Origin of the sequence: Sphingomonas morindae, from assembly GCF_023822065.1 — a bacterium.
Classification (GTDB): domain Bacteria; phylum Pseudomonadota; class Alphaproteobacteria; order Sphingomonadales; family Sphingomonadaceae; genus Solisphingomonas; species Solisphingomonas morindae.
The window spans coordinates 3,351,320-3,372,602 of record NZ_CP084930.1 but is presented as its reverse complement, the minus strand read 5'-3'; the positions used below and the strand labels follow the sequence as shown (position 1 = coordinate 3,372,602).

General features: G+C 69.2%; 21 protein-coding genes. 8 read left to right on the top strand and 13 right to left on the bottom strand.

All coding sequences use genetic code 11. The annotated features are described in order from the left end of the window. Window positions 1-13: 13 nt before the first annotated feature. The 4 genes from LHA26_RS16295 to LHA26_RS16280 form a co-directional block, all read right to left on the bottom strand. A complete protein-coding gene (locus LHA26_RS16295; protein ID WP_252166622.1) occupies window positions 14-703 on the bottom strand; it encodes an acid phosphatase in 690 nt (229 codons plus the stop codon). Beyond that, a complete protein-coding gene (locus LHA26_RS16290) occupies window positions 703-2,988 on the bottom strand; it encodes a TonB-dependent receptor (RefSeq protein ID WP_252166621.1) in 2,286 nt (761 codons plus the stop codon). Before LHA26_RS16290 ends, LHA26_RS16295 begins: the two co-directional genes overlap by 1 nt. A 133-nt stretch (window positions 2,989-3,121) precedes the next feature. Further along, the gene (locus LHA26_RS16285) at window positions 3,122-4,528 is read right to left on the bottom strand and encodes a sensor histidine kinase (RefSeq protein WP_252166620.1); all 1,407 of its coding nucleotides are present in this window, start codon (window positions 4,526-4,528) and stop codon (window positions 3,122-3,124) included. Next, the gene (locus tag LHA26_RS16280; RefSeq protein WP_252166619.1) at window positions 4,519-5,199 is read right to left on the bottom strand and encodes a response regulator transcription factor; all 681 of its coding nucleotides are present in this window, start codon (window positions 5,197-5,199) and stop codon (window positions 4,519-4,521) included. The genes LHA26_RS16285 and LHA26_RS16280 overlap by 10 nt, the downstream gene beginning before the upstream one ends. A 255-nt stretch (window positions 5,200-5,454) precedes the next feature. Here LHA26_RS16280 and LHA26_RS16275 point away from each other — a divergent pair, with 255 nt between their 5' ends. Beyond that, window positions 5,455-6,201 (top strand): hypothetical protein, encoded by a 747-nt coding sequence (locus LHA26_RS16275; RefSeq protein WP_252166618.1) that lies wholly within the window; start codon window positions 5,455-5,457, stop codon window positions 6,199-6,201. Between the two features lie 117 nt (window positions 6,202-6,318). Here the strand turns inward: LHA26_RS16275 and LHA26_RS16270 are convergent, their stop codons facing one another. Continuing rightward, window positions 6,319-7,065, bottom strand: coding sequence for an SDR family oxidoreductase (locus LHA26_RS16270; protein WP_252166617.1), 747 nt, complete (start codon window positions 7,063-7,065; stop codon window positions 6,319-6,321). Window positions 7,066-7,192: 127 nt separating this feature from the next. Here LHA26_RS16270 and LHA26_RS16265 point away from each other — a divergent pair, with 127 nt between their 5' ends. Beyond that, window positions 7,193-8,098, top strand: a complete 906-nt coding sequence (locus LHA26_RS16265; protein WP_252166616.1) for a LysR substrate-binding domain-containing protein — start codon at window positions 7,193-7,195, stop codon at window positions 8,096-8,098. Between the two features lie 53 nt (window positions 8,099-8,151). Here the strand turns inward: LHA26_RS16265 and LHA26_RS16260 are convergent, their stop codons facing one another. Then, window positions 8,152-8,526, bottom strand: coding sequence for a winged helix-turn-helix transcriptional regulator (locus tag LHA26_RS16260; RefSeq protein ID WP_252168426.1), 375 nt, complete (start codon window positions 8,524-8,526; stop codon window positions 8,152-8,154). 145 nt (window positions 8,527-8,671) lie between these two features. Between LHA26_RS16260 and LHA26_RS16255 the strand changes: the two genes are divergently transcribed. Both LHA26_RS16255 and LHA26_RS16250 read left to right on the top strand, forming a co-directional pair. Then, window positions 8,672-9,436 (top strand): SDR family oxidoreductase, encoded by a 765-nt coding sequence (locus tag LHA26_RS16255; RefSeq protein WP_252166615.1) that lies wholly within the window; start codon window positions 8,672-8,674, stop codon window positions 9,434-9,436. A gap of 37 nt (window positions 9,437-9,473) precedes the next feature. Next, window positions 9,474-9,686 carry a tautomerase family protein gene (locus tag LHA26_RS16250; RefSeq protein ID WP_252166614.1) on the top strand — a complete coding sequence of 71 codons (213 nt, stop codon included), beginning with the start codon at window positions 9,474-9,476 and terminating at the stop codon, window positions 9,684-9,686. Between the two features lie 106 nt (window positions 9,687-9,792). Here LHA26_RS16250 and LHA26_RS16245 read toward each other — a convergent pair whose 3' ends face one another. Continuing rightward, entirely contained in the window at window positions 9,793-10,191 is a 399-nt protein-coding gene (locus tag LHA26_RS16245) for a winged helix-turn-helix transcriptional regulator (RefSeq protein ID WP_252166613.1), read from the bottom strand. 87 nt (window positions 10,192-10,278) lie between these two features. Here LHA26_RS16245 and LHA26_RS16240 point away from each other — a divergent pair, with 87 nt between their 5' ends. After that, window positions 10,279-10,893, top strand: a complete 615-nt coding sequence (locus tag LHA26_RS16240; RefSeq protein WP_252166612.1) for an FMN-dependent NADH-azoreductase — start codon at window positions 10,279-10,281, stop codon at window positions 10,891-10,893. A 113-nt stretch (window positions 10,894-11,006) separates the two neighbouring features. Next, window positions 11,007-11,717 (top strand): CPBP family intramembrane glutamic endopeptidase, encoded by a 711-nt coding sequence (locus LHA26_RS16235; RefSeq protein ID WP_252166611.1) that lies wholly within the window; start codon window positions 11,007-11,009, stop codon window positions 11,715-11,717. Window positions 11,718-11,749: 32 nt separating this feature from the next. Here the strand turns inward: LHA26_RS16235 and LHA26_RS16230 are convergent, their stop codons facing one another. The 6 genes from LHA26_RS16230 to LHA26_RS16205 all read right to left on the bottom strand — a co-directional run bounded on the left by LHA26_RS16230 (window position 11,750) and on the right by LHA26_RS16205 (window position 19,661). Then, window positions 11,750-12,745, bottom strand: coding sequence for an alpha/beta hydrolase (locus tag LHA26_RS16230; protein WP_302898022.1), 996 nt, complete (start codon window positions 12,743-12,745; stop codon window positions 11,750-11,752). Window positions 12,746-12,839: 94 nt separating this feature from the next. Next, the gene (locus tag LHA26_RS16225; RefSeq protein WP_252166610.1) at window positions 12,840-13,718 is read right to left on the bottom strand and encodes a BPSS1187 family protein; all 879 of its coding nucleotides are present in this window, start codon (window positions 13,716-13,718) and stop codon (window positions 12,840-12,842) included. A 26-nt stretch (window positions 13,719-13,744) separates the two neighbouring features. Further along, the gene (locus LHA26_RS16220) at window positions 13,745-15,139 is read right to left on the bottom strand and encodes a TolC family protein (protein ID WP_252166609.1); all 1,395 of its coding nucleotides are present in this window, start codon (window positions 15,137-15,139) and stop codon (window positions 13,745-13,747) included. Continuing rightward, window positions 15,129-16,580 (bottom strand): HlyD family type I secretion periplasmic adaptor subunit, encoded by a 1,452-nt coding sequence (locus tag LHA26_RS16215; protein WP_252166608.1) that lies wholly within the window; start codon window positions 16,578-16,580, stop codon window positions 15,129-15,131. The genes LHA26_RS16220 and LHA26_RS16215 overlap by 11 nt, the downstream gene beginning before the upstream one ends. Further along, window positions 16,577-18,742, bottom strand: coding sequence for a peptidase domain-containing ABC transporter (locus LHA26_RS16210; protein ID WP_252166607.1), 2,166 nt, complete (start codon window positions 18,740-18,742; stop codon window positions 16,577-16,579). Before LHA26_RS16210 ends, LHA26_RS16215 begins: the two co-directional genes overlap by 4 nt. 79 nt (window positions 18,743-18,821) lie before the next feature. Beyond that, window positions 18,822-19,661 (bottom strand): tlde1 domain-containing protein, encoded by an 840-nt coding sequence (locus LHA26_RS16205; RefSeq protein ID WP_252166606.1) that lies wholly within the window; start codon window positions 19,659-19,661, stop codon window positions 18,822-18,824. Between the two features lie 325 nt (window positions 19,662-19,986). On the opposite strand from LHA26_RS16205, the gene LHA26_RS16200 reads away from it, so the two are divergent. Together LHA26_RS16200 and LHA26_RS16195 are read left to right on the top strand one after the other, a co-directional pair. Further along, a complete protein-coding gene (locus LHA26_RS16200) occupies window positions 19,987-20,469 on the top strand; it encodes a hypothetical protein (RefSeq protein ID WP_252166605.1) in 483 nt (160 codons plus the stop codon). Next, on the top strand, window positions 20,466-21,281 hold the full coding sequence (locus tag LHA26_RS16195; protein ID WP_252166604.1) for a Stf0 family sulfotransferase: 816 nt from the start codon (window positions 20,466-20,468) through the stop codon (window positions 21,279-21,281). The genes LHA26_RS16200 and LHA26_RS16195 overlap by 4 nt, the downstream gene beginning before the upstream one ends. Window positions 21,282-21,283 lie beyond the last annotated feature (2 nt).

Here is a 21,283-nt window from a genome sequence, read left to right as displayed (position 1 = left end):
CGCCGATGCCGTCTTAGAGGCCCGCGGCGCGCAGTTCGGCCTGCGCGGCCTGGAAGGAGGCGCGGAAGGCGGGCTGCGCCATCAGCCGCTCGGCGATCATCATACCATAGGCCTGCCCCGCCGCGATATCGCCGGGGAAATGCACCTCGCAGACGAGCCGGCTGTGCGCATAATCGGCGGCGCGCGCCAGGATCGCGGGCGCTTTGGAAGGTTCGAGACGGGCCAGGATCGCCGCCATCGCATAGCCCATCGAGGTATGGCCGCTCGGATAGCTGCTCTGCGGCTCGTCGTTGGTGGAACAGGGATGGAGGGTGCTATCGGTGATCCACGGCCGGTTGCGCCGGAAATGATCCTTGGCGCGGTCGACCGCCGCCTTCTCCTCCTCGCGCACCGTGTGGAACAGCGCCTTGGTCGCGGGCAGCCGCTCGGGATCGAAGCCCGGCCCCATCACCGCGGCGAAGATGGTGACATTCTTGGTCTCGCCATCCGCCTTCGCGTGCGCGATCTCCTCCGGCGTGCGGGTCCGGTCGATCTGGTGGAGCATGGCCAGCTCCGCGCGGCCGGCCGCGCTGTCGTCGCGCGGCGCGGGCGGCAGCAGCAAGGCCGGATCGAGCGTGGCGGGGCCGAGCAGCAGCGGCCCGTCCGGTGCATGCTTCGCCGCGACCAGCATCGTGGCCGCGGCGACGAGCAGGAGGCGACGCATCAGAAGCGCACCGTGATGTCGCCGCTGATCTGGCGGCCGGGCTGGAAATAGAGCTGATCGGCATTGGCGTTCAGGCTGGTCGCCGTCGGGCCCGCCCCGGAGAGGCCGAGATTGGTGATCTTGGTCGAGTTGAACAGGTCCGTCACCTGCACGCCGACACGCAGGTTGCGCCACTCATAGCTCGCCGCCACGATCGCGGTATTGTACGAAGAGATCTTGACCTGCCGATCCAGAGAGTTGAGCCCGGTCGCCGGATTGAAGGTCTCGGCGATCGCATATTGCGGCCCCGTCCACTTATCGATCAGCGAGAAGCGGATCGGGCCGGCCTTGTAGAGGATGCCGCCGGCCGCCGTGCCCTTGGGCGCGTTGGCGACCTGGATATGCGTGGTCTTTTCCTTGGCGTAATTGAGCGAGCCATTGGCGAACAGGGCAAAGCCGTGCCCGAGGACATAGGTCGCCTGCCCCTCCACGCCCTTGTAGATGACGCCACCCTGATTGTACCAGGCGGTGTCGGTGGTGCCGTCGGCCAGCGTCACCGTCTGGCTCTGGAACTTGTTGTTGAAGTCGATGTAATAGGCATCGGCATCGAGGCTGAGGCGCGAGCCGTGGAAGACCGCGCCGGCCTGGTAGTTGGTCGAGGTCTGCGGCTTCACCGTGGAATTGTTGGGGCTGGCGACGTAGAGCACGGTCAGCGACGGCGCGAGGAAGCCCTTGGCATATTCGCCATAGACCGAGACCTGCGGCGTCACCGCATAGTTGATCGTCGCGAACGGCAGGTTCTTCCGGTAGTCGTGCCCGAAATTCTCGGCGTAGCGCGTCGTCTGGTTGTAGAGCGCATCCACCTTGCGCTCGAAATCGACATGCTTGAAGCCGGGCGTGATCGTCAGGCCCTCGATCGGGCGCAGATCAAGCTCCACAAATTCCTCGCTGTGGTTGCCCTGCGAATTCTGGTTGAACTTGACATATTGCGGCGTCTTGGCCTTGGTCACCGGGTTGGTGACGACCTTCTCCGAATAGTTGAACGCGCCGCTGAGCAGGTTCACGTCGGTCTGCTGGCGAAAGGTATCGCTATGCTCCAGCCAGATGCCGGCGGTCAGCGCGCCGAAGCCGAAGTCCAGCCGGATCTTCGGAATGTCGCCCCAGACGCGATATTTGTTGGTCTTGGTGTAGCCGGGCACGCCGGGCGCCTTGGTCTTGCCGTCGGCGAGGACGACGCCGGTCGGGTTCACCACCCCGGTCGGCAGCGTCGTGGCATTGGCGCCGCTCAGCGTCTCATTGTCGTAATAATAGGTATAGGCCGTATTGGTGAAGACCGAATTGGGTGCGATCTCCGCATCCAGCTTGGCGATCTCGAAATCGGTCGTTTTGGTGGTGACGTTGTATTTATAGTAGCTGAGGTTCGTCGGATCGTTGTTCAGGCTGTAGTTCTTGCCGAACGCCGCGACCTCCTGCAGGGTCGAGCCATCCTTATCGGGCTGGTTGAAATGGTTCTTGTTGTAGGTGGACAATAGCGTGAGCTTGACGCTCGATCCGATGGGGACCACCGCCTTGCCGAAGATATTCTTCTGGTTGTAGCCCGAATAGGTCAGCCGCCCATCCGTCTTGATATACTGGCCGGACAGGGCGAATTCGGCACCACCCAGCTGGTTGATCGCGCCGGACTGGGCGACGCCGCGGAGCAGATAGGTGTTGAAGCTGCCGTAATTGCCCTTCAGCTCCAGCGACGGATCGGCGCGCGTTTCGCGCGAGAACATGTTGATGTTGCCGCCGAACGTCGCCTGGCCGAGCTGGCTGGCATTGCCGGGGCCGCGATCCACCACCAGCGTCTCGATCGTGTTCGAGGGAAAGAAGGTGTTGGAATGGTGCGTCGGATCGTTGGTGTCGCCGAACGGCACGCCATCATAGGTGATGTTGTATTCGCCGTCCTGGAAGCCGCGGATCTGCGTCTTGGATTCGTTGAGGCCGACGCCGTTCGTCGCCCCCGAATTGCTCACCGAGGGCGCGATCAGCGCGATCTGGTTGAAGTCCGCGCTGGCGGGCAGCGAATCCTCGATGAAGGAGCGCGACACGATCGAGGCCGGCTGCGTTTCCTGAAGCGAGGCGGTGACGGGGGCGATCTGGTTCGCCTTGGTCGCGGTCACCAGAATATCCGAACCCTCGGCGATGCCATTGTCCGGCGCCGCGGGCGGCGCGTCGGCGGCGTGCGCCGCGCTGGAGAGCGCAACCGCCATGGCGAGCGCGGACGCGAAGAGGCGGACGGGCCGCTGCCCGGTAAAGGCCGTCATCTTGTGAGTTCCCCTGACAGTCCGTTAGCTGTTGGCCTGGCGGTAGGAACGGCACGTGACATTTGTGGTGGAAAAGCGCCGCCAACATTGCACGGCTGCGAGGTTGCCAATCCGTAATGTTGGGCGCGTGCGATCAGGCGGTCTGCAGCGCTGCCATGGCGTCGCGACGCACGGAGGGCTCTACGGCGGGAAGGCTGATCCGCACCGCCAGACCGGGTGCCGCGTCGACGAGTGTCAGATGGCCTTGGTGGAAGCGCGCGATGGCGCTGGCGATCGCCAGGCCGAGGCCGCTGCCCCTCCGGTCGGAGGCGGCGGCGCCGCGCTCGAAGGGGCGCGTCACGCGCGCGAACTCGACCGACGCCATGCCGGGTCCGTCATCCCGCACGGTGATGACGGCATCCTCGCCGCCGCGTTCGAGCGACAGCGTGACCCGCGTTCCGGGCGGCGTGTGCGTCGCCACATTTTCGAGCAGATTGATGAGCAGCTGGGAGAGAAGATCGGGGTCGCCGATGACGGTGACAGGGGCCATATGCCCGATGTCGAGCCCGCCGCCGCGATCGGCGAGGACCGGCTCCATCGTATCGGCGATATCCTCCAGCAGCGGGCGGAGCGCCACGGGGGCCATGGCGGTCGGATGCTGCCCGGTCTCGATCTCGGCGAGCCGGAGCAGCGCGTCGAAGATCGCGATGATCGACGAACATTCGCGCTCCGCCCGCTCCACCAAGGGGGCGATGGCCGCCCGGTCGTCGCGCGAGGCCGCGTCCAGCAGGCTGCGCAGCCGCATCAGCGGCGTGCGCAGATCATGCGCGAGGTTGCTCGAGAAGAGCTGCTGCGCGCGCACCAGATCCTCCATGTGATCGAGCATTCGGTTCAGGCTCTCGGCCTGGACGGCGAACATCCCGTCGAGCCGGTCGGTCGCGATCCGGCGGCTCAGATCGCCGGCCGCGATCGCCGACGCGGCCGCCTGGGTCTCGGCGAGGCGGCGTGCGGTCAGCCGCGCGAACAACAGCGTCGCCGAGACGCCGAGCAGCAGCGCCACGAGGCAGATCGCCACCACCGCCGTCGGCAGGATCGCGTGCAGCCCCTCGGCGGCCTCGCTGTGCTGGACGACGACGAACAGCCCGCCGCCGGGCAGCGTCTTGGCGAGCGCGCGCCCTTCCTCGAGATGACGGCCGCCGCCCGTGAAGCGGACGGAGGAGAAGCCGGGTGGGGGCGGGGCGATGTCCAACCGCCCGGCGATCCGTCGGCCGTGCCGATCGAACAGCACATAGGTCCGCTCGCTGAGCACCTTGCGATGCTGCCATTCGTCGATCGCGGCGCGCAGATGCTGGTCCGCCGCCGGATCGTTCCGGACCCGCGAGACATATTTGTCGGCGTGATAGGCGAGCGACCGGTCGATCCGGCGCGACACCCAATGGTCCGCGACGCCGAAGCCGATCAGGCCGATCGCGATCATCGCGGCGGCGAAGGCGAAGCCGAACTGGATCGCCAGCCGACCGAGCGGTGCCTGCGGCAGCGCGCCTCCACGGGTCAGGCGCATCGATCCGAGCGCAACACATACCCGGCGCCGCGCCGTGTCTCGATGGGATCGCAGCCGATCTCCTGCAGGGCCGTGCGCAGCCGGCTCATATTGCTCTCGACGATGTTGGTCGCGGTCGAGAAGGAATAGGACCAGACGGCTTCGAGCAGCATCGCGCGCGTGACGATCGTGTCGGCATGCCCCATGAGATGCGCGAGCAGCGAATATTGCTTGCGGTTGAGCGTCGCGGCGGCGCCTCGATAGGTGGCGCGCAGGCTGCTGGCATCGAGCGCGAGCATCCCGATGCTGAGGCCGCTCCGGCCGCCCCGCTGCGACGCGCGCCGGACGATCGCCTCGAGCCGCGCGGCAAGCTCGTCGATGCTGAAGGGCTTGGCGAGGTAATCGTCGGCGCCGCGCCGCAGCCCCTCGATCCGGTTCTTGACCGATCCCAGCGCGCTCAGCATCAGCACCGGCACGTCGGCGCCGCCGGCGCGCAGATGATCGATCACCGCCATGCCGTCGATGTCGGGCAGCATGCGATCGAGCACCACGGCCTGATGCGATCCGGCGGCCCAGGCCTTGATCGCCTCCGCCCCGCTGCGCGCCAGCGTGGCCTGGTAGCCGACATGGCCGAGACCCGATACGATATGGTCCGCGATGACCTGATCGTCTTCGACGATGAGCACGTGCATGGGTGGCGATCCCTTCGACCGCTTCTTTGTCGCCTTGCGTGACAGATTGATGTCAGAAGGCCGGCGCCAACGTCTTGTGAACGCGCGCCATTCCATGCGTGGTGGCATGGCCTTGCGAAATCTTGTAGCCGGCCGCGCTAGGTCGAAATCGGGCGGTGCCGGCGGGTGATGCGGAGAGATCGGGTGGGTTCAGTCCCTTATGGGCCCGGGCCCGGGCGGTCCGGACAGGGGGGCGCCTGTCCGTCGATCAGGCGCGTGCCGATACGCCTGAAGCGTCTCGGCGCGGTCGCCCTGGCCGTTTCGGCCTGTGTCCCCGCACGGGCCGGGCCGCCCTATGTCACGGACGATCCTGAGCCCACCGACCGCGGCAAGTGGGAAAGCTATGCCTTCGTATCGGGCACGATAGTGCGCGGCGGCGAGCAGGGCGGCAGCGGGTTCGACATCAATTATGGCGGTGCGAAGGATCTCCAGCTCAGCGCCGTGGTGTCGCTCGCCTATGCTCGCCAGACGGGCGCCGGAACGCATGTCGGCGTGGCGGACACCGAACTAGGCGCCAAATACCGCCTGGTCCATCAACGCGCGGGAAGCTGGCTGCCCGATATCAGCCTCTTCCCCAAGATCGAGCTGCCCACCGCCGGGCGGCGCTTCGGTTCGGGCAGGGCCGGCTTCTCCATTCCGATCTGGGCGCAGAAGGATATCGGCGCCTGGTCGCTGTTCGGTGGCGGCGGCTGGACGCGCAACCCCGGTCTGGGCAACCGCGATTACGGCTTCGGCGGGCTGGCCGTCACGCGCGCGGTGACGCCGTCGCTTTCGCTCGGCACCGAAATCTACCACCAGACCGCCGATACCTTCGATGCCCGCTCGAGCACCGGCCTGGACCTCGGGGCAAGCTGGCAGTTCGCGCCGAAATGGTCGCTGATCGGCTCGGGCGGCCCGCTGATCGAGCATCGCGCCGCGACGGGACGATACGCCTTCTACGCCGCGCTGGAGTTTCACGACTGATCGGGAGATGGGCGGGTCTTCGGTCGGGCGGCGGCGGATCCGTCTCGCCGTTCTGCGCTTGAGAAACTTTGCGTGGCCCCGGTCGCCGGATCCGACCGGGGCCGTGCTCGGCCCGCCTCAGAATTGCGACAGCCCGCCATCGACCACGATTTCCGTCCCGGTCACATAGCCGCTGTCGGAACTGGCGAGGAACAGCGCGGCGCGCGCGATCTCGTCCGCTTCGCCGAAGCGCTGGAGCGGCACCTGGCCCGCCACGCCGTCCGCAAAGGCCTTCAGCTCCGGCTCGCTGAGCCCGAGCTTGCCGGCGAAGGGCGTGCTGATCGGGCCGGGGCTGACGGCGTTGATGCGGATGCCGCGCGGGGCCAGCTCGGCGCCGAGCGTCCGCGCGAGCGAGCGCACCGCCGCCTTGGTCGCCGACAGGATCGACAGACCGGGCGTGCCCTTGCTGTTGAGGAAGGAGGTGGTGAGCACGATCGCGCCGCCCCGCGCCATCAGCGGCACCGCCTTCTGGATCGTGAGGAACAGGCCCTTAAAATTGACCTCGAACTGCTCGTCGATCTGGTCCTCGGTCACCGCCTCGAGCGGGGCGGCGCGGCCGAGGCCGGCATTGGCGTAGAGAATGTCGATCTTCCCGTAGCGCGCGCGTACCGCCGTCATCACGCGATCAATGTCTTCGGCGCGGCGCAGGTTCGCGGCAATGGCGAAGCCGCCGCCTTCGAGCCGCGCCTCGGCCGCGGCGAGCCGCTCCGCGTCCGTGCCGACCACGATCACCCGAGCGCCCTCGCGCCGGAAGAGATCGGCGGCGGCCAAGCCGATGCCGGAGGTCCCGCCCGTGACGAGGGCGATCTGGCCGTTGAGCTTCATTGTCTTTCTCCTGACGTACCGTGAGGGGGATCGTCGGAGCGCGCGTTCCGTGAGCGCGATATGGCGGGGGCGTGGCGCGCGCACAAATGGGATGATCTCGGCCGCCGGAATAGATAGTGTTTAGCGGATGCGCGCGCCCGATCATCTCAATGCGTTACGCGCGGTCGAAGCCGCCGCGCGGCACCAGAGCTTCGCGCTCGCCGCCAAGGAGCTGAACGTCACCCCGGCGGCGATAGGCCAGCTCGTGCGGCGGCTGGAGGAGACGCTCGGCGTCGCGCTGTTCCACCGCGCCCAGGCGGGGCCGGCGCGGCTCGTGGCGACCGAGGCGGCGACAGCGGCGATGGCCGACCTACGGGCAGGCTTTGCCTCCCTCGCGGCGGCGATGGACCGGCTGCGGGGCGCGCGGATGCGTCCGGCGCTTTCGGTCACCGTGCCGATGGCGTTCGCGGACAAATGGCTGCTGCCGCGGCTCGCCCGTTTCTACCGGCGCCATGCCGAGTGCGCGCTCCAGATCGACACCAGCACGGCGCTGGTCGATTTCACGGCCCGCGCTGTCGATGTCGGCATCCGCTACGGCGCGGGATCCTGGCCGGGGCTCGTCGCCGTTCCATTCGCGCGCGATGCCTTCTTTCCCGTGTGCAGCCCGGCGCTTGTCTCGGGTCCGCACGGCTTGCGGAGACCGGAGGATCTCAAGCAGCACGCCTTGATCCATGACACGTCGATGGCGGCGACACCCGCCTTTCCCAGCTGGCGCACATGGTACGAAGCCGCCGGTCTGGATCCTGCGGCCAGCGGGCAGGGGCTACGGATCAACGACTCCGCCGCCGCCTATCGCATGGCGATCGCGGGCGATGGTGTCGCCATGGGGCGGACGACCTTGGTGGCGGACGATCTGCGCGAGGGGCGGCTGGTGTGTCCGTTCGGCCCCGAACTCGCCTGTCCGCTCGCCTATCATGTCGTCTGCCGACCCCAGGATGCGGACGAACCGACGATCGTGGCGCTCCGCGACTGGCTGGTCGAGGAAGCGGGCTGAGCCGCTGGCGCGCAGATCGACGAGGCCGCAGGTCGATCGGGCCGGCAGGGGTCTTACCGGCTGTCGAACCGTGTCCGCGCGGCTTCGACACGCGCGAGATTATCCTCCGCCCATAGCCAGACACCGCAAAAGGCGGCGCCCAGGCTCGCACCGAGATCGGTCAGCCGGTACTCGACCCGTGGCGGCACCACGGGATGCACGGTGCGCGTCACCATGCCGTCGCGCTCCATCTGGCGCAGCGTCTGCGTCAGCATCTTCTGACTGACCCCGCGCACCAGCCGCGCGAGCTGGGTGAAGCGCAGCTCGCCATGTTCGGCCAGCACCTCGAGGATGATCATGGTCCATTTGTCCGCCACCCGGCCGATCAGCTCGTTGACCAAGGCCTCCACCTTGGGATCGCAATCGTCCGGCGGCGGTGTCTCGGCGATGCGGCGCGTCTTGCGGATGGTGGCATCGCTGAACGGCAGGCTCGACACGGGTCACTTTCCTTCCGGTAACTATGGATATTTCCGGTGCCTTCTTTCTGTTCGAGCCTAACGCTTTAGATCAGCGGCTCCAAGCGGGAGCAGACCCATGAAGACAAGCGGAAACACGATCCTCATCACCGGCGGCGGCTCGGGCATTGGCGAGGCGCTCGCGCACCGGCTCCACGATGCGGGCAACACGCTCATCGTGGCGGGACGGCGCCGCGACGCGCTGGAAAAGGCCATTGCCGGGCGCGCCAACATGCACGCGCTCGAGCTGGACGTCGAAAGCGCGGACGGCGTCACCGATTTCGCGCGACGGCTGCTGGCCGAGCATCCGAGCGTCAACATACTCGTCAACAATGCCGGGATCATGCGCTTCGAGGCGCTGGATCGCGCGCGGGATCTGGCCGACGCGGAAGCGACGATCGCCACCAATTTGCTCGGCCCGATCCGGCTGACCAACGCGCTGATCGATCATCTCGTGCAGCAGCCCCATGCCGCCGTGATCAACGTGACTTCCGGGCTGGCCTTCGTGCCGCTGCTGGTCACGCCCACTTACAATGCCACCAAGGCGGCGATCCACTCCTACACCATCGCGCTGCGCGAGGCCCTGCGCGGCCGCGTCGAGGTGATCGAGCTTGCCCCGCCGGCGGTGCAGACGGGGCTCACCCCCGGCCAGGAGACCCGCCCCGGCTACCAGCCGCTCGACGCCTTCGCCGACGAGGTGATGGCGCTGCTGTCGCACGTCCCGACTCCGCCTGAAATATTGGTGGAGCGGGTCGGCTTTCTTCGCCGCGCCGAGGCCGAAGGGCGCTTCGACGAGACGCTCCGTCAGGTCAACGAATTCGCGGCCAAGGCGCGCGAGGGCTGAGCGGGCTTCGCTCCGCCGATTGTTCCGGAGAACGACCATGCCTTTTGTCAACATCAAGGTTCCGCAGGCCGCGCTGTCCACCGCGCAGAAGGCCGAGATCATCCACCGCATGACCGATCTTCTCGTCGAATATCTGAGCGAAGCGGCGCGGCCGCACACGATGGTGCTAATCGAGGAGGTGCCGGATGGCGGCTATGGCCGCGCCGACGAGGTCTTCGTCATACCGGAGGCCTATCGCGCGACCAGCTAGGCCGATCGGCCCCCGGCCGCGCCGGGCCGCGCGCCTTGGCGTGCATCGGTCCGTTCCGGGCAGGCCCCGCGCCGCCCGGAACGCCGACGCCTTCGCACCGACGCCTTCAATAGTCGGTTGTCTTGGCGTCGAACATGGCCTGAGCCGCACCGATCCGTTCGAGATGCTCGAACGCCCAGTCGCCCAGCTGCTTGACGGGGCCCGCGAGCGAGCGGCCGACGTCGGTCAGCTCATAGTCGACGCGCGGCGGGATCGAGGGAGTCACGGTGCGCGTCACCAGGCCGTCGCGCTCCATATTGCGCAGGGTCAGGGTGAGCATGCGCTGCGAGATGCCGTCGATCCCGCGCTTCAGCTCGTTGAAGCGGTAGCCGCGCTCTTGCAGCAGGATGATGATCAGCACCGTCCATTTGTCGCCGATGCGGCTAAGCACCTGCGTGACCTTGAGGCAGGAGCGCATGTCGTGGCGCCCCGAGGGGCGGTCGGCGGCAATCTCGGTCACATCCATGTGCCTTCGGTATCAAATTTGTGCGTTCTTGCGGGGCATCCTGGGCAGGCACATAGCATAACCGAGGCAATAATCGGAACTGGTCCCATGAAACTCCTTCACATCGACAGCAGCATCACCGGCGCGCACTCCGTCTCGCGCGAGCTTTCCGCGCTGGTCGTCGAGCGGCTCGTCGCCGCCGGCGCGCAGGACGTGACCTACCGCGATCTGGCCGCCGACGCCCTGCCGCATCTGACGGCGGCGACCGCGCCATCGGCGCATCCGCTGGCGCAGGCGGCGCCCGCGCTCGACGAGGCGCAGCAGTCGCAGCGCGCGACCAGCGACGCGATCCTCGCCGAATTCCTCGCCGCCGACATCATCGTGATCGGCGTGCCGATGTATAATTTCACCATTCCCTCGGCGCTCAAGGCGTGGGTCGATCGGCTGATCGTGCCGGGGACGACCTTCCGCAAGGGCGACACCGGTCCCATCGGGCTGGTCGGCGGCAAGCGGGTCATCCTCGCGGTGGCGCGTGGGGGTGTCTATGCCGCCGGAACGCCGCTTGCGGGACTCGAACATGCCGAGGCGCTGTTGCGCACGCTGCTCGGCTTTATCGGCGTGACCGAGATCGAAACAATTGTGGCCGAAGGGCTCAACCTGCCCGAAGTGCGGAACACCGCGATCGCCTCGGCGCGGGAGGCGGCGCGCCAGCTCGCGGCCTGACCTGCCGCGATAGGGCGGACCCTCGTCTTTCGCGCTAGCCACAGGTGTATCAATCCGATAACACAGCGTCGGGCTGCGCTTGCGCGGGGACGGGGAGGGTCGATCGGATCGTGATGCCATCAGGACAAGCGCGGGGGACGCGGGCCTCGATCGCCATCCAGCTCGCCCTTTTCCTGGTCGCGGCGGCGCTCCTCCTCCCGGCCGTGACCCCGGCCGACGCCGTCTCCGGCGGTGCCTGGATCAAGCTGCTGTTCCTCGCGCGCGTGGTGGCGCTTGTCGGGCTGGCGCACGGCATGCTGCGCGCGCAGGGGCGGGGCTGGTCCGACGTCGGGCTGCGCCGCCCGGACGGCCGCCGCTTGGTGATCGCGCTCGCGGCGGGCTTGGCGATGGTCATGCTGGTCTCGCCGGTCGCCCGCGCCGTCATTCTGAGCCTGGGGCTTCCGGCGCCGGATTATGCGGCCTTCGCGCCGATCCGGGGCCGGCTCGGCGAATATCTGTTCTGGGCGCTACCCGTCACGCTCGGCACCGCCGCGCTGGGCGAGGAGCTGCTCTTCAGAGGCTTTGTCATGGACGCGCTGCAACGGCTGATCGGCGGATCAGCGACCGCGGCGATCATGGCCGCGCTCGTCCTGCAGGCGCTGATCTTCGGCGCGCTCCATTTCTACCAGGGCGCCGGCGGGATGATCGTCGCGGGCGCGACCGGGCTCGCGCTGGGGCTGACATGGCTCCTCGCGGGCCGCACGCTTTGGGCGGGGATCATCCTGCACGCGCTGCTCGACGGCTTCGCCATGACGGCAATCTATCTGGGCGCTGTCGCGACCTGAGAGGGCCACTGCCGCCCCGGCGGCGCCGCGCATCAGCCCGCCTGTCGGCCGAGCCGCGCATGGACGAAGCGGGTCACCTCGGCGGCGGCTTCGCGATCCTCGGGGGCGCCGCCAAAGCCGCCATGGGGCATGGCCTCGAACACATGAAGCTCGGCCAGAACACGTGCCGCCAGCAGCCGGCGGTGCATGCGCACGGTGTTCGACAGGAACAGGTCGCGCGTGCCCGTCAGCAGGAGACTCGGCGGAAACCCTGCCAGATCGGCGAAAAGCGGGGAGAGATAGGGATGGGCCAGATCCGCGCCGCCGGCATAGAGCCTGTTCGGCGCCATCAGCGATCCCGGCAGCATCGCATCGACCCCGGCATTGACGGCGAAGCTGTCGCCGCTTTCGGTCAGATCGACCTCGGGCGAGAGCAAAGCCAGCCCGGCGGGCATCGGCAGGCCTTCGTCCCGCGCGCGCACCAGCATGGCCGCCGCGAGATTACCCCCCGCCGAGCGGCCGCCGATGACGATCCGGTCCGCGGCATGCGCGGCGAGCGCGCTGCGATAGACGGCGAGGCAATCATCGAGCGCCGCCGGATAGGGGTGCGCGGGCGGCAGGCGGTAATCTATGCTCCAGACCGTCATGCCGAGCTGATCGGCCTGGACGCCCGCGCCGTGCCGGCAGGCCGCGCCGCCGCCGAACACCAGCGCGCCGCCGTGCAGGTCCAGATAGACCGCGTCCGCCACCCTGGCTGCGTCCGGCGTCGCGACATGGACCGTCGCGTCGGCGAACCGCGTCGTCGTCACCGCCGCGCGGGGCGCTTGGGACGCGGCCGCGAGCATGCGCGCGTAATTGGCGTCCGCCGCCCCTTTCACCGCCTCCCACCCGGCCACGTCGTCATGCGCCGGCAGGGTGAAAAGCGCATTGAGCGGAACGCCGTCGGGCCCGATCAGCCGCTCCAGCGCGGCGCGCGCCTCGGCGCTGATGGAGACGGGCGAGGCCAGGCTGCGCGCCTCCAGGCGCAGCGACCGTTCGTTCATGCTCATCCGCTGCTCCGATCCTTCCTCTGCCCGCACCAGCCGAAAGGCCGATCGGCCCCGCGCGTCAAGCCTTGGGCCGGTGGGAGCCGGCGCGCGCGCGTCACGAGGGCGAGGCGCGGCCGAACAGGATTCGCCAGGCGTCTTCATTGTCGGGATTGGCGACGGTGGAGCCGTGATAGGGATTGGGCCCACGCCCGGGCCCGCGGGGTTCGGTGTCGATCAGCAGGATCTGCCGCTCGGGAATGCCGAGCGTCGCATAGGCGGCGCGGAGCAGCGTGGTGGTGCGCTCGCGCCGGTGCCGTTCGGCCCACCAGCGATCGGGCGGCGTGGCGGACGGCGTCGCGAGCCAGGGGGCGGGCCGGCGCTCCGGGCCGGTCGTGTCCCAGGGACTCGAGAACAGCACCACCCGCCGGACCGCCACGCGCTTGGCGAGAAAAGCCGCCATGCCGGCCCCTTGCGAAAAGCCCGAAAGCGCGATCATCGGCCAGCGCGGCGCGCCGGCGGGGTCGAGATAATCCTGCCATCCCTGATCGGGCCGCTCCGCCGCGAGCAGGCGCAGCAGCGCCGTGAGCCGGGGCACGATCGCCTCGGCGGGCGGATTGGCGACGGGGCCACCCGGCGCGCCGAACAGCCGCGCGGCGCGGAAGCGGGCGGCGCAGCCCGGATCGGGATCCCCCGGACAGCGCTGCTCGACCGCGGGGACATCATCATAGCTGAGGCCGATCACACGATAGCCCTGCGCCGCCGCGACGCGCAGCAGCGGCACCACATTTTGCGGCCGTCCATCGGTGCCGGGGAGGAAGACGAGCAGCGGCGCGCCGCGATCGGCCGCGCCCTCGGCGATCACGACATTGGGATCATCGAAGCGGATGACGCCGGGATCGGCGGCGGACGGACGCACCAGCCGCAGCCCGGCGGCCGCCGGCAGCGGCGCTGCCGCGAGCATCAGGAAAAGGCCGAGAAGGGGACGTTTTCTCATCAGGCGTCGCTCCTGTCCGGGCGCCGTCACCGTCCCGGCCCGTAATGGACGCGGCGATAGGCGATTTCGGGATCATAGCGGGGAACGTCGAGCGCCAGCCGCGTGGCGCTGAGGCCGCCGGTCGCGGCGAGCAGCGTATAGGCGGCGACCAGCGCGTCGCGCTCGGCCGCCAGCCGATGCGCCTCGGCGACCACGACGAGATCCTGTGCCGCGAGCACGTCCTGCTGCGTCCGCTCGCCGCCGGCGGCCTGGGCGCGCACGCCGGTGAGCGCGAGCCGATCGGTGGCGGCCTCGCGCGCATAGAGGCGCACCGCTTCGCGCGCGGCCGCATAGGCTTCCCAGCTGCTCTCGACAAAGGCGCGGATCTCGGCGTGGAGGCGATCCAGCGTCGCCGCCTGCACCTCCACCTCGTCGCGCGCCGCGCGCACGCGCGACGAGAGCACGCCGCCGGTATAGATCGGCACCCGCACCGACACGAGGAGCGCCTGGCTATCGGCATGCTCGCCGCGGAAATCGACGCCATCCTCGTGCTGCGCCACGCCCTGGAGCGCGACATTGGGGAGGCCTTCCCCGAACACGTCGCGCACCCGCTGGCGGCTCGCCTCGACCAGCTTCTGCGCGCTCAATATTTGCGGATTGCGGGCGATCGCCAGCTCCTGCGCGTCGGCAAGGCTGGGCGGGGGCGGGGGCGGCACCTCCTCGAGCGTCGCCCGCGCGGGCGGGGCGGTGCCGATGTCCCGCGCGAAGGCCGACCGCGCCGCCGCCAGCTGCGCGCGCGCCGTCGCCACCGCGGCCACCGCTTCATCGTGCGCGGCGTCGGTCGCGAGCAGGTCGGTGCGCACCAGCGCGCCCGCCGCGAACCGGCCGGTCGCCTGGCGCAGCTGCGCCGCGAGCGTCGCCTCGCGATCGCCGACCAGCGCCATCTGGCTCTGCGCGCGTGCAAGCTCGGCATAGTCGGTGGCCGCGTCCAGCAGCACCCGCGCCTCTACCGAGAGCAGACGCCAGCGCCCGGCCGCGACCAGATCGCGCGCCTCACGCAGCTCCGCGCGGGTGCGGCCGCCGCGAAACAGCGGCTCCGAGATCGAGACGCCATAGGTGAGGCGGGACAGGTTGATCGGCACGGTGAGCGTGCCGCCCTCGCTGCCGACCGCGACATTGGAGACGCTGTTGACCGGCAGATTGGTGTTCTGGTGCGAAAGCCCGCCGCTGCCGAACGCCTGGAGCACCGGCCGCGTGTTTGCCAGCGCCTGGGGCACGCGCTCGTCCGTCTCGCGCAGCCGCGCCCGTTCGGCGACGAGATCGGGGCTGGTGCGATAGGCGGCGGCCAGCGCGTCGCGCAGCGCCTGGCCATGCGCGGGCGCGGCAAGCGGCAGCGGCGCCAGCGCCAGCACCGCCGCGCGGATCGCGGCCCTAGCGCTCATGGCCGGCATTGGCGAACACCTCGAACAGCGGCGACAGGATATATTCCAGCACCCGCCGCGCGCCGGTGCGGATCTCCACGGTGGCGCTCAGCCCGGCGCTGAGCGGCACCGGCCGGCCGTCCACCGCGATGCTGTCGGTATCGAGCCGCACCGTCACCGGGAAGACGAGGTTGCGCGTCTTGGGATCGGGCGAGGCGGCGGCGGCGTGGGCGGGGATGGGCTGGGCGGTGGCGTCGGTCTCCTGCACCGCCTCGCTGCTCGCCACCGCATCGCGGGAGACGCGCGTCACCTCGCCCGCGACGGTCCCGTAGCGGGTGAAGGGAAAGGCATCGAGCTTGATCACCGCGCGCTGGCCGACCGCGACAAAGCCGATATCCTGATTGGCGACCATCGCCTCGATTTCGAGCGGGGCGTGGCGGGGCACCACCGTCATCAGCTGCTGGCCGGTGCTCACCACCTGGCCGAGCGTGGTGACATCGAGTTCCTGCACCGTGCCATCGAGCGGCGCGACGATCCGCGTGTGGCGCTCGGACGCGGCCGCCTTGACGAGCTGCTGCGCCACCTGCGCCTGCTTCTCGCGCGCCGTGCTCAGCGCCTGCACATCATCGTCGATGAATTTGGCGGTGGTCTCGCGGATCTGGCTCTCCAGCGTCCCGCGCGCCGCGCGCGATTGCAGCAGCGCGCCCTGCGCCTGCGCCAGCACCGACTGTTCCTTGAGCAGATCCTCCGAGGCGTCCATCACATTGGCGCGCGATTCCCAACCTTGGGCGAGCAGCGACTGCCGCATCGCCACGCGCTGCCGCAGCGTGCCGATCACGCCGTGCGAGGCGCCGGCGGCGAGCGTCGCGGCGCGCTGCTGCGCGTCATTCTCGGCGATCCGCGCGCGCAGCCCGGCGAGCGTGGCGGCGAGGGTGGCCAGATCGCCCGCCAGCACCGCCTGCTGATCCGCCCGGTGCGCGGGATCGAGCCCGGCGGCCGGCAAGCGCGGGATCGGCGTCGGCCGGCCCGCGGCCACCGCCGCGATCTCGATCCGGCGCCGCGCGATCTCGGCGGTGAGCGCGGCGAGCTGGTCGCGCGCGGCGACGACATTGGCGGAGGGTTCGGTGCGATCGAGTTCGACGAGCAGCTGGCCGCGCCGCACCGCGCTGCCATTGGCGACGTGCACCGCCACCACCCGGCCGGTATCGAGCGGCTGGATCACCTTGCTGCGGCCCAGCGGCTGGATGCGACCCGAAGCCACGGCGTAGATGTCGATATGGGTGAGGGCGGCGATGAGGAGCGCGATCGCGAACAGCGCGCAGATCGCGCCCGCCACGACATGGCCGAGCGGCGAGGCCGGGGAGGCGAGGATCTCCTGCGCGGGGGCGAGGAATTCGCGATCGAGCCGCACGTCGCGCGCGCGCCGCTGCCGCGCGCGCAGCGCCGGATCGGTCAGCCTCACGCCGCCGCCCCCTGCACCTGCAACGCCCACAGCCCGGCATAGAGCCCGCCCGCCGCGAGCAGCTCGGCATGGCTTCCGCTTTCGACGATGCGGCCGTCGCGCAGGCCGATGATGCGATCGCAGTCGCGCACCGCCGCCAGCCGATGGGCGACGATGATGACCGTGCGACCGGCCACGATCTGCTTCATATTGGCCTGGATGATCGCCTCGGTCTCGAAGTCGAGCGCGCTGGTCGCCTCGTCGAAGATGAGGATGCGGGGATCGCGCGCGAGCGCCCGGGCGATGGCGAGGCGCTGGCGCTGGCCGCCCGAAAGATTGGCCCCGCGCTCGACGATGCGCGTGTCATAGCCCTCCGGCAGCGCGCGGATGAATTCGTCGGCGCCCGCCAGCCGTGCCATCGCGATCACCTTGGCGCGCGGCATCTTTGGCGCGGCGAGCGCGATATTCTCGTGCACCGTGCGGTTGAAGAGCAGATTCTCCTGCAGCACCACGCCGATCTGGCGCCGCAGCCAGGCGGTGTGGACATCCTCGGCGGGGCGCCCATCGAGCCGGATCTGCCCCGCCTCGGGCAGGTAGAGGCGCTGGATGAGCTTGGCGAGCGTGGACTTGCCCGAGCCCGAGGGGCCCACCACGCCGATCACCTCGCCGGGCGCGATCGCAAGATCGATGTCGCGCAGCACGGGCTTGGTCTCGGGCGCGTAGCGAAAGGTGACGCCGCGAAATGCGATCGCGCCCTTGAGCGGCGGCGGCGTCTGGCCGGCGGTGCCGCCCTCGGGCTCGGCCGGCGTGTTCAGAATATCGCCCAGCCGCTCGACCGAGACCTGCACCTGCTGGAAATCCTGCCAGAGATTGGCCAGTCGCAGGACCGGCGCGGTCATCTGGTTGGCGATCATGTTGAACGCGATCAGGCCGCCGACCGTCAGCCGTCCTTCGATCACCTCCTGCGCGCCGAAGAAGAGGATCAGCACGGTCGAGAGCTTGGTGAGATACTGGATCAGCATCTGCCCGGTGGTGCCGAGCATCTGGGTGCGGAAGGCCGCGCCGACATAAAGGGCCAGCCGCTCCTCCCATTGCTGCGCGGCGAAGGGCTCCACCGCCGCCGCCTTGAGCGTGGCCGCGCCGACGATCGATTCCACCAGGAATTGCTGGCTCTCGGCGCTGCGGTTGAAGCGCTCGTTGACGCGCCGCCGCAGCCAGGGCCGGATCAGCATCACCACCAGCATATAGGCCGGCACCATCACCGTCACGATGATCCCGAGCTTCACCGAATAGAGGAAGAGCACGGCGAGGAAGATGATGGTGAAGAGGCAGTCGATCAGCGAGGTCAGGCCCTGGCCGGTGAGGAAGCTCCGGATATTCTCGATCTCGCGCACCCGCGCCACCGTCTGCCCGGTCGGCCGCTGTTCGAAATAGCCGAGCGGCAGCCGCAGCAGCTTGCGGTAGAGCTGGCTGCCAAGCTCCACATCGATGCGGCTCGACGTGTGCGTCAGCACATAGCTGCGCAGCCATTGCAGCAGCACATCGAAGACATTGATCACCACGAGCGCGCCGCCGACCAACATGAGCGTGTCATACGCCTTGTGGACCAGCACCTTGTCGATGATGATCTGGAAGAAGAGGGGCGTGACCAGCGCGAACAGCTGGACGAACAGCGAGGCGACGAGCACCTGCGCCAGCGGCCTGCGATAGCGCCATACCGTTCCGCCGAACCAACGCCAGTCCACCCGATCGCCCGGCTCCAGCGGTTCGCGTTCGGGCGCGATCAGGATCATCTCGCCCGACCAGATCTCGGCGAGCGCGGCGCTGCCGATCCGCTTCGGGCCGCCGCCGCCGGGCAGCGCCAGCGCATCCTCGCCGCGGATCCGCCGCAGCACGCCGTAGCGGCCGTTGCGCAGGCCGATGACGAGCGGACGCGGCGCCGCCTCGAGCCGCGCCGCCGTCTGGCCGTTCAGCACGCGCGCGCGCAGCCCCAGCAGCCGCGCGCCACGCACGATATCGCGACCGGCGGCGGGACGGCGGCCCACCGCCAGCTCGTGCGCCAGCACGGCGGGATCGGCGGCGCGGCGATGGTAGCGCGCGACGCGGGCAAGCGCCCACAGGGCGCCGCTCTGGAACACCGGGCGGCGCGCGCCGACCGGCGGATCACCGACGATTTGATCCATGCGCCCCCGATGGTTCGGGCCGTCCATCCCCGCCCGTGCCGGCGATCGCCAGCCGGGCGGAGATGGCGCCTGCTTCGCCTCAGTGTGTGACGGTCAGCGTCGTGACGCCCGAGGAGGAGACCGAATCCCGCACCGCGCGATCCATGATGATGCAGCCATTGGACGCGGTGAAATTGCCGGCCGAATTGTCGCCGTGCATGTAGAAGCCGGACCGGCCCTGCATGTCGGTGCCGGCCTGGGGTGTCAGGCTCATATGTTCGGCGCCGAGATGCCCGCCATCGGCGGCCTGGCCGATCGAATAGGTGCCCTGCGGGATTGGGCCGACATTTGATTGGCCCTGCGCATCGGGATTGTTGATTCCGCTATCCTTGCCGGCATAGCCGGTGCCCACCACGGTGCTTTGCCCCGTCGTGTCGTCGACCAGCTTCAGCTGACCGGTGGACTGGCTATATTCATAGTGCTGGGCGTCGTTGCCATAGGGATGGCTGGTGTCGCCGGTGGAGGGATGTTGCGGCGTGTTCGGCGTTCCGCCCGAACTGGGGGTGCCGCCCGAACTCGCGAAGCTGCTGCCGCTGCCGTAGGACCCCGAGCCATAGCCGCTGCCGCTATTGCCATCGCCCAGGCCACCGCCGGAACCGCCGGCCGAGCCGCCGGAGCCACCGGAACCGCCCGATCCTACGCCACCGGAGCCGCCGCCTGATCCGCCGCCGGAGCCGCCGCCCGATCCGCCATAGCCGCCGGACCCGCCGCCCGATCCACCATAGCCGCCCGAGCCACCGCCCGATCCGCCATAGCCACCCGAACCGCCATAGCCGCCGGAGCCGCCACCGCCGCCGCCATCCTCGACGGGACTGATTTCTTCGTCCGAGCGGACCGCCGGGACTGAAGAGGGTGATGTGAAGACTGAAGCGCTCGCCACAATTACCTCCGAATCGAGTCGATGAAAGGTAGTGAACTTGCGGATACAGACGTGCCGACTTCGCGAATGGCTGGATAGGTGACAGCGGCGAGGCGTTCCGCGATGCGGGCGAGTCGAAAAGATTACAATATGGTCAGAAAATACGGCCCCGAAATGGAAGACCCTTGTTGAGCGTCGATATTCTGGAGGATTCCACCTTCTCCCGAGGTAAATCTACTCCAGAATTTATCACGATCCGGCCCGGCTTGCCGCTCATCGGCGAATTTCTTACCATGACCTCGTTAGCTCCCAATTCATGACGAACCACGAACTGGAGGTTCAGACTATGCGAGCAGCGCTTATCATCGGCCTGACGCTCTGCGTGCCGGCGGCGGCCGGGGCCGTGCGGGCGGCCGAGGCGCCCAGCCCCGACGCGATCGCGCGCACGATCGACCAGCGCGGCCCCGCCGAAGCGGTGCGCACGCTGGCCGCCCGGCATCAATGGGACGCCACGCTCAGCCGCATCGGCAGCGGCGACGCGCGCTGGCTCGCGCTTGCCGCGCGGCTCCGCCGGGGCAGCGACGCCGGCGACAGCGAGGCGCTGGACGGCGCGCTCAGCGAAGCGATCGCGCGCAATCCGGCGGGTGTGCTGCGCACCTTCGGCCAGGGCGTGCGGGCCGCCGATGTGTGCCATGATCGCGCGATCGAGCCGAGCGGGGACCAGGTCCGCCGCTTCACGCACGATACGCAGGCGGCGCTGCATCGCGTCAGCGATCCGGCGCTGGCCCCGGCGCGCGATGCCTGTCTCGCGGCGCTGCGCGCGTCATGAGCGAGGCGCCGGCGCCCCGCACCTATGTCATCTGCGCCAGCCCCCGCACGGGCAGCACGCTGCTGTGCAACGGGCTGATCCGCAGCGGGCTGGCCGGTTTTCCGCGCGAGAATTTCGATGATCGCGCCGAGGTGGACCAGGCTTACAAGGCGCAGCTCGGCATCGCCGCCGACGACGATAGCGGCTATCTCGCCGAAGTGCTGCGGCGCGCGCAGGGCGCCAACGGCATGCGCGGCCTCAAGGTGCATTGGCATCAGCTGGGCACGCTGGAGCGGATCCTCCGCGCCGGCCATGCCGCGCGCCTCCGCGACACCCCCGATCTGACCTTCGACGCCTATCAGCGGAGCCTGTTCGGGCCGGTATGCTGGCTGTGGCAGCGGCGGCGCGACAAGGTGGCGCAGGCGGTGTCGCTTTACCGCGCCTCGCGCTCGCATGTCTGGCATCATCCCGCCGCCAAGCCGCGCCGCACCGAGGATGACGAGGTGCCCTATGACTTCGGCGCGATCGACCGGCTGGTCCATGCCTGCTTCCGCTACGACCAGTCCTGGTCGCGCTATCTCCGCACGCATGGCATCGGCGCGCTGGTGCTGTGGTACGAGGATTTCGTCGCTGCTTATGAAACGACGATGCGCGGCGTGTTCGATCATCTCGGGCTCCCCGATGCGGTGATCCATCCGCCCGGGCTCAACCGTCTGTCGGGCGCGCGCTCGGCCGAATGGGCGGAGCGCTATCGCGAGGAGAAGGCGGCGCGGGTGCTCGCCCGGCGCGGCGCCGAGGCGCGCCGGGCCATGCCGCTCCACATGATCGAGTGAGC